11 protein-coding genes are annotated in these 14793 nt (G+C 38.2%); 9 read left to right on the forward strand and 2 right to left on the reverse strand.

The genetic code is table 11. The features are described 5' to 3' along the window. Positions 1–7 precede the first annotated feature (7 nt). The gene (locus ACOH2D_RS10870; RefSeq protein WP_449535237.1) at positions 8–367 is read left to right on the forward strand and encodes a helix-turn-helix domain-containing protein; all 360 of its coding nucleotides are present in this window, start codon (positions 8–10) and stop codon (positions 365–367) included. 860 nt (positions 368–1227) lie between these two features. Continuing rightward, the gene (locus tag ACOH2D_RS10875; protein WP_449535257.1) at positions 1228–2688 is read left to right on the forward strand and encodes an FAD-dependent oxidoreductase; all 1461 of its coding nucleotides are present in this window, start codon (positions 1228–1230) and stop codon (positions 2686–2688) included. A 15-nt stretch (positions 2689–2703) separates the two neighbouring features. On the opposite strand, the gene ACOH2D_RS10880 is transcribed toward ACOH2D_RS10875, so the two are convergent. Continuing rightward, entirely contained in the window at positions 2704–3651 is a 948-nt protein-coding gene (locus ACOH2D_RS10880; protein ID WP_449535238.1) for an alpha/beta fold hydrolase, read from the reverse strand. A gap of 232 nt (positions 3652–3883) precedes the next feature. Then, positions 3884–5446 (reverse strand): GMC oxidoreductase, encoded by a 1563-nt coding sequence (locus ACOH2D_RS10885; RefSeq protein ID WP_449535239.1) that lies wholly within the window; start codon positions 5444–5446, stop codon positions 3884–3886. 519 nt (positions 5447–5965) lie between these two features. Between ACOH2D_RS10885 and ACOH2D_RS10890 the strand changes: the two genes are divergently transcribed. The 7 genes from ACOH2D_RS10890 to mgrA all read left to right on the forward strand — a co-directional run bounded on the left by ACOH2D_RS10890 (position 5966) and on the right by mgrA (position 14762). Further along, entirely contained in the window at positions 5966–6841 is an 876-nt protein-coding gene (locus ACOH2D_RS10890) for an ABC transporter ATP-binding protein (RefSeq protein ID WP_449535240.1), read from the forward strand. Between the two features lie 2 nt (positions 6842–6843). Next, positions 6844–10446 (forward strand): ABC transporter permease/M1 family aminopeptidase, encoded by a 3603-nt coding sequence (locus ACOH2D_RS10895; protein WP_449535241.1) that lies wholly within the window; start codon positions 6844–6846, stop codon positions 10444–10446. Positions 10447–10662: 216 nt separating this feature from the next. Next, complete coding sequence (locus tag ACOH2D_RS10900; RefSeq protein WP_449535242.1) at positions 10663–11715, forward strand: flavin monoamine oxidase family protein; 1053 nt, start codon at positions 10663–10665, stop codon at positions 11713–11715. Between the two features lie 581 nt (positions 11716–12296). Next, a complete protein-coding gene (locus ACOH2D_RS10905; RefSeq protein ID WP_348036513.1) occupies positions 12297–12518 on the forward strand; it encodes a hypothetical protein in 222 nt (73 codons plus the stop codon). After that, positions 12519–12821, forward strand: coding sequence for a type II toxin-antitoxin system RelE/ParE family toxin (locus tag ACOH2D_RS10910; protein ID WP_348036512.1), 303 nt, complete (start codon positions 12519–12521; stop codon positions 12819–12821). 448 nt (positions 12822–13269) lie between these two features. After that, positions 13270–13419, forward strand: a complete 150-nt coding sequence (locus ACOH2D_RS10915; RefSeq protein ID WP_449535258.1) for a DUF1398 family protein — start codon at positions 13270–13272, stop codon at positions 13417–13419. 320 nt (positions 13420–13739) lie between these two features. Next, on the forward strand, positions 13740–14762 hold the full coding sequence (gene mgrA, locus ACOH2D_RS10920) for an L-glyceraldehyde 3-phosphate reductase (protein WP_449535243.1): 1023 nt from the start codon (positions 13740–13742) through the stop codon (positions 14760–14762). Positions 14763–14793 lie beyond the last annotated feature (31 nt).

A 14793-nucleotide genomic window follows, 5' to 3' on the forward strand; every position in this document is an offset into this window, starting at 1 on the left:
TTTAGCTATGATACAAACAGAAAAAGAATATGACGTTATTGTAGAGCGTATTGCAGTGCTTTTGCAGGATAGCAACAACATTGAAAATACGGATGCTAAAGGGTATATTGAGTTAAATATATTGTCTGATCTTGTTGCGGACTATGAGGAAAGTAGCTATCCAGTTGAAAAATCAGCCCTCGTTGAGGTTATAAAAATCCGTATGGCTGAAATGGGACTGAATCAAAAGCGATTGTCTGAACTTTTAGGTGTGAGTCCGTCCAGAGTAAGTGAATATTTAAACGGAAAAAGCGAGCCTACTTTAAAAGTAGCAAAAGAAATAAGCGTTAAACTGGGTATAGATGCTTCTATTGTTTTGGGAGTTTAAATCAATAGCCATCAAGTTATTAAGGTGTGCAGCAATGTAAACGATTTTTATTGGTCTTAAATTAAGTTATAACCCGCCGAACAGACGGGCAGATTAGGGCTCTATCCTGGAATGGAACGCGGATAACGCTGATCTCTTATGATTTAAAAGGATAAACTATTAAGAGCGGAGTTTCTATTTATGAGGCCATATTAGAAATCGCTATTATACGATAAAAGATTTAAGACCACTGCGTTGATAGAACATAGAATATAGACTTGTGCCCTAAAGTATTGAAGGCATTGGGCTTAAAATCCAAGACCCGTCCAAATTCGCATTTTTTATAAGCGTTTGTAATAAAGAATTAAAAAAGTGTATAGTTGAAAAAAAACTATAAAATCCCATATTTATAGAAGGTTACGCGAAGGACAGCAAGTTTTAATCGGACAACAATAAATAGAAACATTTTTGTCCGATTAAAGTTGCGATAATCTAATAAAAATAGTGATAAAAAAAGGTCTTTCAATGTTTTTGATCCTCAATCTCCTTCATTTCGAGGTTTTTTGAAAACTATTGCTAAAACATCATCATCCATTCTAATTGTGAATTTTAAAGCTCTCATTTTCAATTAATTACGTCTTTACTCTTTGTTCTTGGTTCTATTAGCGAAGCGGTCTTAATTCTATTCCGGATAACAATAATTAGAAACATACATTTACTAAAAAGACACAACCTTATATCTTTAACTGTAAATTTCTCAAAATAAATTATTCAAAAGTATCCAAAGTTCTAATCAATACTTTTATATTTTTGCCCAGTAATTAAGGATTCCGACTTTTTTTTTAGAGGAAGTGATTCAAGATTTGATAAAAAAAGAAGCAGTGAAAGGCAGTGAAAATGAATCGATATGTTGGACTATTTGTCCGGAATGTCAAGGACGCGGCAAAAAAAACAAGAGGCTCCCTAAGAAAGCACGTCTTCTTTATCAAAAAACATTGGAGGAGTTTGAAAAATCAAATTCCGAAGGAATTCCTCCAGTGCGTCCTAAAGGACATCTTTATTCCTGCTTGAACTGTGATGGATCTGGCTTGATTCCTTCGGTAAGTTTTCCTTTGGCAGATCATGAAAATTACCCACATGTGGCCATTATTGGTGCTGGAATTGGAGGCGTGGCTTTGGCAGTGGCTTGTTTGCACCGTGGTATTCCTTTTACCATTTATGAGCGCGATGGCAGCTTTGATGAACGCTCTCAAGGTTATGGACTCACTTTGCAACAAGCGAGTAAAGCCATCGAAGGATTAGGGATTTTATCCTTAGAAAAAGGCGTGGTTTCGCAAAGACATGTGGTTCATACGACCGAAGGAAAAGTGGTGGGTGAATGGGGCGTGAAAAAGTGGTTGCCATCCGAAGAAAAAACTTCTACGAAGCGCACCAATGTACATATTGCACGACAGTCCTTGCGCTTAGCGCTATTGGAGCAGCTTGGCGGCGATAAAGTGGTGCGTTGGGGACATCAGTTGGTAGATTTTAAGGAAGACGCTGGCGGTGTTGTTAACTTGAGTTTTCAAGTGAATGGGGAAATAAAGCACACCAAGGCAGATCTTGTGGTGGGTGCTGATGGTATTCGTAGTGCGATTCGGAAGAGGCTGATTGGTGAGGGAATTACCCCTTTAAATTACCTAGGTTGTATCGTGATATTGGGTATTTGTCCCTTGAGTGCTCTCGAAGGTTTAGATAGTGCTTTGTTGGATTCGGCCACGGTATTTCAAACTGCCAACGGGAATGAGCGCATCTATATCATGCCTTATGCGGAAGACTCCGTGATGTGGCAACTTAGTTTCCCGATGTCAGAAAAAGAAGCATCGGCTTTGAGTAGTCAAGGTCCGCAAGCACTCAAGGACGAAGCATGTCGACGGACGCAATGGCACGATCCCATTCCTCAGATTTTGGCAGGGACCATGGCGGCTCAGGTTTCTGGATATCCTGTTTATGACCGCGAATTACCCACTTCAGATATGTTAGAAAAGACAGGTCCAGTGACGCTGATTGGAGATGCCGCCCATCCGATGAGTCCATTCAAAGGGCAAGGGGCAAATCAGGCCTTGTTGGATGCCTTGGCATTGGCGCGAGGAATTACAAAAGGCTGTTGGTCTGCAGAAAAATGGAGAGCAGATGGATTGAGAGAAAGTGTTTTAAAGGAGTTTGAATCTGAAATGTTAGCGCGCAGCGCTTCCAAAGTGAAAGATTCAGCGGAGGCGGCAGAATTCCTGCATTCTGAAGTTGTATTATATGAAGGCGATGAACCGAGAGGACGTTGCTTAAAGAGAAAGGGTAATGAATAATAGCCGCGTTTCCAGTTAGTTTTTCAAAAACTTCAATACAGGTTTAAGACTTTCTGAAGGACTTTCCTCCATCGGTGTATGCCCTGAATTCTCCAAAATCACTAATTTGCTATTTGGTATCGATTCTTGAAATTTATAAGCATTCTCGACTGGAATCAACAAATCTTCTGAACCCCAAATGATGAGCGTGGGTTGTTGGATCTTTTTTAAATTTTCATAAGTGTTTTTGTCTTCTGATATTTTAAACCGATCTACGAAAGCTTGACGATTGCCCGCTCTCAACGTAAGATCAAAATACCGATCGACCAAGACATGGGTTACTTTTGACTTATCGAAAAACACATTTTCAACACTCGATTTCACTAAAAAACGAGGGGTTATATACGTGAATAGATTCTTAAGAACAGGAATTTTAGCAACTTTGAACGCAATGGGTACACTTTTCGAATTTAAAGGAAATCCTGCGGCATCAATTAAAATCAATTTCTCAACCATTTCGGGTTGCTCCAGGGCAAAATTCCATGCGATTTCTCCTCCTAAGGAATTGCCTGCCAATACACATTGTTTAATCTTTAAAGCCGATAAAAAGTCTTTTAAAAACTCTGAATAATGCGCTATCGAATATTGACCATCGGGAAACGGACCTGTCAAACCATAGGCAGGAAGATCCATTCGAACTACGCGATTCGTCTTTTTTAATTCATTGGTCCACGCGTCAAACGTATGTAAACTAGAGGCGGTGCCATGAAGGAGGACTATGGGGATGGAATCGTTTGAATTTCCTTCATCGCGAAAATGGACATTCATGCCATCTAAGGCGATAAAGGAGGATTCTGAATTCGCATACTTGGATTTCAATTCCTCTACGGGAATATCACGATGCCCAAAGAAGATCAGGGTAACAATTATTAGTAAGAGAACGACGATTGAAATCAGCTTTAATCCTTTAATTAAGTTTTTCATTTTTTTGATATTATTTAAAATATTTAGTACATCTCACTATTGCTCGTAAAAAATTTTGACACGAATTTCACGGATTTTCACGAAGTCACTCATTTGTTGAAAATTCGGATGAAAATTATTTACTATAAATTTCACGAATTTAACAGACTTTCAGTCTGTTTTAAAAACCCTTGCCTGAATGTATTTCGGGCAGGCACGCCAGAATGTTAGTTGGGCAAGTATGACTCTTAACTCATAGTTGTTTCTTTGGAATTTGAGCCATGGCATGCTCTGCTATAGCGGTTATTGTCAACGACGGATTCACACCAGGATTGGCCGAAATCATTGCGCCATCAATAACGAACATATTCTGGTATCCAAAAACCTTATTGTCCTTATCGATGACCCCTGTGGTAGGGTTTTCTCCCATCACGGCACCGCCTAAAATATGCGCTGTTGATGGTATTCCCGCTAAGGTTTCTAAAGCAAAGGAGGTGCTGACGCCGTTTATGGCTTTCTGATAAGCTTCTACGAGTTTTATAGATTCTGGGATAAATGGCGTAGGTGCCTTGCCCGAACTAATTGTGGAAGTCATCTGTCCGAAAGCATTGCGTTTGAATTTTAAGGTACTGTCCAAAGTCTGCATAAAAAGCAAAACGACCGTACTTTTCGCCCACCCGTTGACAAAATATATTTTAAAATAATCCACTGGATTTTTCAGGAGTTTTCCCACGGTTTTGAAAAGACGGGAAACAACATTTGATCCCGTGATATAAGGTAAGTGTACCAGTTTCCAAGCATTCGAACCTTCGCCATATCTGCAAATTTCGAGATGGCTGTTTTCATCAGTATCGAGAATGCTGCCAATAGCAATGCCTTCGGAATAGTTCTTGTCTGTGTCGAGCCCGCTTACGCTAATCAAGGTTTCGTTATTACTGCGGATATCTTCGCCCAATTTATCGGATAGATTTGGTAGCGATTTCTCTTTGAGTTTCAGCAGTAATTTGACCGTACCCAAAACGCCACCCGAGAAAATGACCCCTTGCGTTTTGATTTTGTGGTGTTGTTTGAGAAATTTTGTACTGTTTTTTAAGGAGACTTCATAGCCTTGTGACCCATCTGGGTTCGCAATGGGCTGCACATCATAAACTTCATGTTCGGCCAGTATTTCCGCGCCCTGTTTTTGAGCGAGGTAGAGGTAGTTTTTATCTAAGGTGTTTTTTGCATTATGTCGACAACCGGTCATGCAGGCACCACAAAAAATACAGCCAGACCGTTCTGGACCTTCGCCATTAAAATAAGGATCTTTTACCGTTTGATTGGGTTTTCCGAAGAAAACGGCGACACGCGTCGCATTAAATTTTTCGGGGATATTTAGATCTTCCGCTACTTTTTTGAGTCCCAAATCTGCAGCACATAATTTTGGGTTTTTAGTGGCACCCAACATGCTTAAGGCTTCTTCATAATAAGGTTTGAGGTCGTTTTCCCAGTCCTTTAAATCCTTCCAGCTTCCCGACTTGAAAAAAGCACTTTTAGGAGTTGGCAAAGTATTGGCATAAACCAATGAACCACCTCCAACGCCAGTGCCGGAAAGGATGGCGATGTGCCTGAAAATAGAAAGTTTCATAATACCAAAAAACCGCAAGTTGGGCATCCATAGCCATTTCCGGAAGTTCCAATTGGTTTTGGGGAAATCTTCGGCTGCATACCATTTTCCTTTTTCAATCACTAAAACCTTATATCCTTTTTCGGATAATCGTAAAGCGCTTACCGAACCTCCAAAACCACTTCCAACTATAATATAATCGTACGCCATTTTAATTTTTGATAAGGTTTTTGTGAAAGAGGCACTGTGCGTCTTGACAACTAATTTAGTAAAAATAAATTGACCAAAACGCTAAAGTGATTACTGTAGTTAAAGTGTGAAATGGATGCTGTTGAGTCGTATTTTATAGGTCTCAAATTAAGTTTAAACTATGTGCTTTAGGGCATCTCGCTTTAGTTTCTAAAAATTTTTGACACGAATTTCACGGATTTTCACGAACTCATTCGTACACTGAGAACGCTGGCTTAAAATTTTCACTATAAACTTCACGAATACAACAGACTTTTAGTCTGTTTTAAAATCCCAGCCATATTGTTTGTCGGACAGGTATGGCACTTTGGTCCATAGTGATTTAGCTGATGATTAAGCGTGTCATAAGCATTTTGATGGCAGGGAGTTTCTCTCAAAGTTGTCTCATTTCATAAGTTTGAAAAAATAATTCCAATGTAACAATTTTCATGAAGTAACTACCTATATTGTTCAACCAGTAAACTTCTAAACTAAACACCTATGCTTTCCATCCAAAATTTGAATAAAACCTATCCTAACGGAACCAAGGCCCTAAATAATGTCAATCTCGAAATTCATAAAGGCATGTTTGGTCTTTTGGGGCCGAATGGCGCCGGTAAATCGACCTTGATGCGTACCATTGCCACTTTGCAAATTGCCGATAGTGGCTCGATTATATTCGATGGAATTGACGTGTTTGCCCAACCTGAAGAATTGCGAAAAGTATTGGGTTATTTACCTCAGGATTTTGGTGTGTATCCAAAAGTATCTGCAGAAATGATGCTCAATCATATCGCAAAAATCAAAGGGATTCATAGCGCTGTGGATCGTAAAGCATATGTGGCCGATCTTTTAAATCAAGTGAATCTCTACCAATTCAGAAAACGGAATTTAGGCGATTATTCTGGCGGAATGCGTCAGCGTTTTGGGATTGCTCAAGCCCTGATCGGGAATCCAAAATTAATTATTGTGGATGAACCTACGGCAGGTTTAGATCCGCTAGAGCGTAATCGTTTTCATAATTTGTTGAGTGAATTGGGCGAAGATGCGGTGGTTATTTTATCCACGCATATTGTGGATGATGTCGTGAATTTATGTACCAATATGGCGGTATTCAATGATGGTGGCGTTGTGGTGCAAGGAAATCCGCAAGATTTATCAAATTCGCTCAATGGAAAAGTCTTTCGTAAACGTATCGAAAAGATCGAAATTGAACATTGTCAAGCGGAATATATCGTGCTTTCGACCTATTTGCGAAGTGGTCATATGAACGTCAATGTATTTAGTGAGGTGCATCCTGGGGAGGGATTTGAAATCGTGAATAATAATCTGGAGGATTTTTACTTCTACAGTATTAACCAACCTCAAACTGTATAATCATGATCGAAATTTTCTTATTTGAACTTCAATACCGTTTAAGGCGACCAGCGACCTATATCTACATTTTTTTGATGTTCATTATTCCGCTGTTATTGAGTGTTTTTGAAGATTCAGTGACTGCTCAATATACCAACAGTCCCAACGCCATTGCCGGTGTTTTGGGTGGGATGAGTGTTTTAGGTTTGTTTTTTTATGCGGCTATTATGGGCGTTGCCGTGTATCGGGATGACGAACATAAAACGGCCCAAACCTATTTTTCCTTTCCTATTTCTGAAAAGAATTACATTTTGGGACGCTTTTTTGGCAGCTTTACGATAGTTACGGTTATGAATATTGCGGCGGTTATCGGTGCAATGATTGGTTTTGGAATGGGCGCTTTTTTGGAGCGACCTGATTACGGAATCTATACGTCTTTCAGTTTTTTATCGTATTTCTTACCGTTTTTATATTTATTGACTTTCAATGCGTTTTTTATTGGCAGCTTGTTCTTTTGCTTGATGACTTTTTTCAAACGCATGTCCATCTTGTATTTAGGCGGGATTGTCATTCTGATTTTGACGACCGCTTCAGGGCAATTGTTATCTAATTTAGATACTCAATGGTTAAGTATTTATGTCGATCCATTTGGAGGGAAAGCCCACGCTTTTATCACCAAGTACTGGACGATTGACGAGTTGAATTATACGCAATTGGCATTGTCTGGAAAGTTTGCACTCAACAGATTAATGTGGTTAGGCATTGGGTTTGTAATTTTCATCTTTACCTTATTTAAATTTTCTTATAAAGGGTTTTTGACGTCATCTGCTAAGAAATCAGCCAAAGAGTCCAAAGACGCGTATGTGCCTTCTAGTTTTGTTCCGAATATTGTTCAGCAGTTTAATGCCAAAGCACAACGAGACAACCTTTGGTCGTTAAGTAAGATTGAATTTTTATCGATCGTCAAAGAAAGTGTTTTCGGCATTTTGATCGTATTAGGAATTTTGGTCGCAGGATTTGCCACTTATCAATCCAATCAAATTTACGGAACGCCATCTCTGCCCATAACTCGCTATATGGTCACCACAATTTCGGGCGGTCTCATGTTATTTTCCATCATCATTTTAGTGATTTATGCAGGGGAGGCGGTACACAGAACACGACAGAATAAAACCTTTGAGTTTTACGACGCCTTGCCGGTCAGCAATAGCACCTTGTACTTGTCAAAAATTATTTCGCTTGTTGGGGTTGCCATTGTATTGACCTTCCTCAATGTGGTTGTTGGGATGTTGTACCAGTCTTTTAATGGTTATTTCAATTATGAATTAGGCGTGTATTTGATCTATAATTTCACGTCGGTTTTCCCTGGGTTCCTAACCACGGTGCTCCTGGCATTTTTTATTCATGTTTTGGTCAACAATAAATTCTTAGGTCATTTTATTGTCATTATCATTTATATCGGGTTGCCGATTCTTTCAGTGCTCGTGTTTAAAACCTCCAATCCGTTAGTGATCTTTGGCGGAACTCCTGGCGGATTTTTAAGTGATTTAAATGGTTTTGGACATTATTTATATGGACAATTTTGGTTGAATCTCTACTGGATTTTACTCACCTGTATTTTGGCCACTATAGGTATCGTTTTTTGGAATCGTGGTTTTGTGGCTTCTGGTAAAGAACGTTTGCATATTGCCAAAAAACGTTTCAGCGGAAAAACGCTTGGTTTAATGCTGTTTTTAATCTTGGCATTTGTTTCGGTAGGTGGCTATAGCTACTACAATTTAAAAGTCCTGAACCAATTGGAAAATGGTACTTATAGCGAGAAACTCAATGCCGAAGCTGAAAAAAAATATGGAAAATATATTGACAAACCCCATGTTCAAATCATCGATTTAAAAGCATTCATCGATATTTTTCCTGAAGATAGAGGTGTCGTGGCGAAAGGCGAATTTAAGGTCATCAATAATTTTGAAGTCCCGATCGATACGCTTTTGCTGAACATCGGATTTCCGATTGCGGACACCAAAATCACTAAAGTGCTCTATAATGGGATGGAAATAAAACCCTTTTTAAGCGATGAAGAGTTTCGTCTGTTTATCTACAAATTCCCAACCCCTTTGCAACCAGAAGAAACGGCATCATTAGTAATTGAAACCGAAGCCAAAACCCATGGATTTTCATCAGATGCTGAAACCGATATCTTGACCAATGGGACGTTTTTTAGAGATGCCATTTTCCCTTCCTTTCATTATAAACGCACCTTGGTGGACAACGGCGTCCGTAAAAAGTACGGTCTGGAAAAACTGGATTATCTTTATCCACCACGGACGGATAGTATTGCTTTAAAGAAAAACTTGTTCAATGAAGATGGCGATTATTTGAATTTTGAAGCAGTTTTAAGTACGTCGAAAGGACAAACAACGATTGCGCCAGGAACACTGATCAAACAATGGGAAGCCAATGACCGCAGTTATTTTCAATATAAACTAGCAGAGAAAACCGATTATTTTTTCAGTTTTGTATCTGCAGCGTATGATGTAGAAAAGGATGTTTGGACAGCGCCAAGTGGGAAAAAAGTAGCCATCGAAATTTACCATTCTCCAAAGCATACCAGGAATTTGGAATATTTTATCAAAGGTGTGAAAATTGCTTTGGACTACAATTCCAAAAACTTTCTGGAATATCCACATTCGGTACTTCGCGTGATTGAATTCCCAGCGTATGCTACGTTTGCACAATCTTTTGCGACGACGATTCCATATTCTGAAGATTTTGGATTTGTGGCCGATTTCTCAAAAGCAGACAATTACAATTATGCGTTTAGAGTAACGTCTCATGAAGTGGCGCACCAATGGTGGGGACATATTGTCACACCGAGTAATACGTCTGGCGCTAATATCATATCAGAAACTTTGGCAGAATATGCGTCGTTAATGACCATGAAGCAGGAATATGGCGAAAACGGCATCAAATCCTTCTTAAAAAACTCCTTGGACAAGTATTTAAGTAGTCGAAAATTCGATTTTAAACCAGAACGCAACTTAATGGATGTGGAGACCGGTCAGCATATTTGGTACGAAAAGGGCTCGATGATTATGTATGATTTGCAAGATGTGATGGGCGAGGAAGTGGTTAATAAAGGCTTGAAAAACTTTTTGGAAGCCTTTAAATATAATCACCAAGGTTTTTATCCAACCTCCGAAGATTTGTATGAAGCCATTTATGCCGTAACGCCCGATTCCTTAAAATATAAGGTGGACGACGGTTTTAAAGAGATTGTATTGTATGAAAATAGAGTGATGAATGCCAAAACAAAAGCCTTGGCTAATGGCAAATGGGAAACCACGTTTACCGTGAATAGCAAGAAAATCTACTATGATAATAAAGGAAGAGAGGAGAAGGTGGATGATAAGGACAACTTAGTTGATGTTGGTTTGTTTGGCGAAGATGTTGTAAAAGACGTCGTCGCCATTAAAAACCCGTTGTATTTTAAACTGAAATGGTTAAAACCTGGCGACAATACCTTTACCATCATAACGGATAAAAAACCTTTAAAAGCTGGGATTGATCCTTATAATAAATTGATAGACCGTAACTCTGATGATAATTTAAAAACGGTTGAAGAGTAAGGGAAAATAAAATTTCAAAAATAAAATTCCAAATTCCATCTTGATAGGTTTTGTGATTAAACATAGAAAGTTGTTAAAGCGAGGTTTCACCTCGCTTTTCTGTTTTTGTGTATCAAACTACCTTAATCAAGAGTATAATGCGCATGGTTTTTATGGCTTTTAATAATTAAGACCCTAGTGGATAAAAATTGATTTTAACTTCATTAATTTTACAACATGATCATAATAATAGGAGCAGGCCTATCAGGGCTTTTAACGGCGTACCGTTTGAAAAACGAAGGTATTCCCTTTAAGATTTTAGAGGCGAGATCTCGTATTGGTGGAAGAATACATACCGTGTTTGGTGAAGAAAATACACCTGTTGAAATGGGCGCGACCTGGTTTCAAAATCAGCATACACAGCTTATCGCTTTGTTGGAGGAATTAGGGATAAATTACTTCGAACAATTTATGGAAGGCTCCGTATTCTATCAACCTTCTGCGAACGCGCCCGCACAATCCATACAAATCCCAAAGCAAGATCCTAGCTACAGAATTTCTGGGGGCTCATCCCATCTTATTAATGCCTTGTATGAGAAATTAGATCCTGATGATGTCTTGTTTGACCAGGCGGTAACGGAAATTAAATTCTGCGAAAATTCTGTTCAAGTCGTTGCGAAAGATGTTTTTGCGGGCGACCAAATTATTTTGGCAATACCTCCAAAGCTATGGTCCAAAAGAATCCTTTTTGAGCCTCACTTGCCAAACGATTTGATGCAGATGGCGACACAAACGCACACGTGGATGGAGGATTCCATTAAAATAGCAGTAACCTATGCACAACCGTTTTGGTTACCAAAGCATCAGTCTGGAGCATTATTCAGCAATGCAGGACCGATCACTGAACTTTACGATCATTGTAATCAGGAAAGATCTAAATACGCACTCTGTGGCTTTATAAATGCTTCCTTTCAAAATCTTAATGATGAAAAAAGACGCACAAGTGTGCTTCGTCAATTAACATCTGTTTTTGGAGAACAAGCCGGTGATTTTATAGACTATAAAGAATGTGTCTGGAGCAGAGAAATAAACACTTTTGAATACTCGCATAACGAGCTTTATCCACATCAAAATAATGGCAATCCAATTTTTAGGCACTCCTTTTTTGAGGGGAAATTATTGATTTCAAGTTCTGAATCTGCTTCAGAATATCCAGGATATATGGAAGGTGCCGTTTACGCCGGGAATATAACGGCTGAAAAAATAATTGCCGGTAAAAAGGTGCAATAATACCAGAGATTCCGTTTCAAACAAAAGTTCTTAAAGGTTTGGGCGCATGGCTGAAAAAAAATAGCGCCTATATTTATGGCACAAAAGCGATGGCTATCCAGGCCCAAGAATGGGGGCGTGATGACCACGAAACCTGAGAAAATATAATTTCACTTCATCGATTATCCAAAAAACGGCAAGCTAATTATTCGGGGCTTAAATACGGCTATTAAGAGTGTGTCTCTATTTTTTTGATAGCTCGATATCGTTAGAGTGCAAATCGTCTAACACAGGCTATGAAATTGATTTCGCCAATAAAATCATCAAAAATAAATACGCAACGGACCTTGTTCTGGTATATGAAGGAGAATTATCTAGCACACCCTTGCATGTGATCGGACCAAATGAAAATATAGGATTTGTATTATACACAGACAATGCTGAAAAAATACCATAAGGAATGGGTTTCATGATTTATGAAATTAATCTTGGATAAAATATGCAAGTGCATCAGGTTTAATTTATTAAAAATTAGATAAAAAGGAACTGAAGTTCAGTTATTTCGAGCTCAAATTGTTATTTTTGAGTATAAACAAAATGTTATGAATATTCAAGATGAAAAAATAAAATTGGTTAAAATGCTTTTGGATACAGAAAATCCAAAAATAATCGAATCCATTAGAAATATTTTCAAAAAAGAAAAAGTTTCTGACTTTTGGGAGGACTTATCTCCGCAACAACGCAAAGAAATTGAAAAAGCTTCTGCAGAAATAGAAAACGGAGAAATAATAGATTATGAATCTTTTATGCGAAAACACAGATAATTGAGCAGAAAAGTTGTTATTTCAAAAACTGCCGAAAAGAAATTAGAAAAACTTTTTGATTATCTCATACGGAACTGGTCTGTTACAGTTAAAAAAGAATTTGTTGAAAAATTAGATTCATCAATAGACTTAATTAAAAACCAGCCTGAAATATTCCCTGAATCTAAAAAGACAAAGGGATTAAGGAAATGTGTAATTACGAAACAAACGACCTTATATTATCGCTATAATTCCGAAAGAATTAACGTGATTACGATTTTTGATACCAGACAAAATCCGAATAAATTAGATAAAGAATTGTAAAAAAAGAAAGCCCTACAAATATATAAACGAAATAAGGGCTTGAAAGTTTATCCCACAGTCCCTATCTTTTCAGCAGTGTTTCAATAATTCCGAAAAGTAAATCCATACTTTTTATTTTTACTGTGTTTATACAAGTGGTAACTCATAATTTATTGTTAGCTCTGGGGCATTAGGATATTATCGTGGATTTAATAACGGCGTTGGAGAGCTATTGAACAGATATGTTTTATTAAAACATCAGAGCTTCTGGAAGAGGAAATCGAATATCAATTTGTAAATGATTTTCGACAATCTTGACTTTTATGAACGGGACAAACAAAATGTTTTCGAGACGGCAATTTCAATAAAATTTGTAAATCAGTTGAAAAATTGGTGTTGTCAAAAAAGACAAGCGTCATAGTAATAAAAGGTTTTGCGTCTGGCTCGCTGAATTGCAAAATGGAACTTTATTCGGGGCCAAACCGATTATCCGACATTTTGTCAACAAGCTGCAGATGCTAGCGTTGAAAAATGGATCAGTGATTTGATGGCCATGACCGTCAGTTATCTTGATAAAAAAGGAAATATATTACTGGTTGAACCCATTCCACATCCTTGAATTAGGACTTGAGTTTTTTCAGTTAAATGGTTAGGGTCGAGATTTCTTTTTTCTAAAAGATCGCTAGGCGAACATCATTCTTTTAGAATATATCAAGATTAAACTACTAATTAATAAAAATTCCGTTTTTTTAAATCAGACTAAAAGTCTTTTACATTCGTAAATCCTTAGTAAATACTTTAGACCCTGTTTTTTAGCAAATGAATGATTTGTGAAAATTAGTGAAATTCGTGTCCAAACTTTTTGGAGCTAAAGCGCGCAGTTTTCATTAAATTTGAGATTCATAAAAAAGAACATTTTCAAAAAATACCACATCAGTAATGAGTAACAATCAACAATCCATCAAGAATTACGAGGCCAAGCCCAATCGCTATAACGATATGTTATACCGTCGTTGTGGAAAAAGTGGCATCTTATTACCTGCCATTTCGCTTGGCTTATGGCATAATTTCGGACACGCCGATGATTTTACCAACGCACGGCAAATCATACGAACTTCTTTTGATTGTGGCATCACACATTTTGATTTGGCGAATAATTACGGACCTCCTTACGGCGCTGCCGAGGAAACTTTTGGGCGAATTTTAAAAAAGGATTTTCAATCGTATCGCGATGAACTCCTGATTTCGAGTAAAGCAGGTTGGGATATGTGGGATGGTCCTTACGGGAATTTCGGCTCCAAAAAGTATTTGATTTCAAGTCTTGATCAAAGTTTAAAAAGAATGGGACTGGAGTATGTGGATATCTTTTACCACCATCGCCCAGATCCGGATACGCCGTTGGAAGAAACCATGGGCGCCTTGCATCAAATGGTGCAACAAGGCAAAGCACTTTATGTTGGTGTTTCTAGATATTCGCCAGAAATGACGCGTCAGGCTAGCGAGATTTTGGCGAAAATGGGCACCAAATTATTAATTCATCAACCGCGTTATAATATGATGGATCGCAATCCGGAAGATGGCTTATTAAATGAACTTGAAACACAAGGTTTAGGCGCCATAGCCTTTTCGCCTTTGGAGCAAGGGATATTATCGGATAAATACCTTAAGGGAATTCCAGAAGATTCACGCGCCTTAAAAGATAAACGCTATCTCAAAGTAGAACATCTTACGAAAGAAAAACTGGAGACCGTTAAGCAATTGAACGTTATGGCGACTAACAGAGGACAAAGTTTGGCGCAAATGGCTATCGCGTGGCTTTTAAAAGACGATCGCATCACTTCGGTATTAGTGGGTGTGAGTAGACCAGAACAAATCCTGGATAACGTCAAGTCGATTGAGAATTTAAGTTTTTCAAAAGCAGAATTGACTGCGATTGATGAGATCTTAAATGCGTCATATTAAAACGATTGCCGTATGCAATTCCCATCCGAAT

Source organism: Gelidibacter sp. (assembly GCF_053579655.1).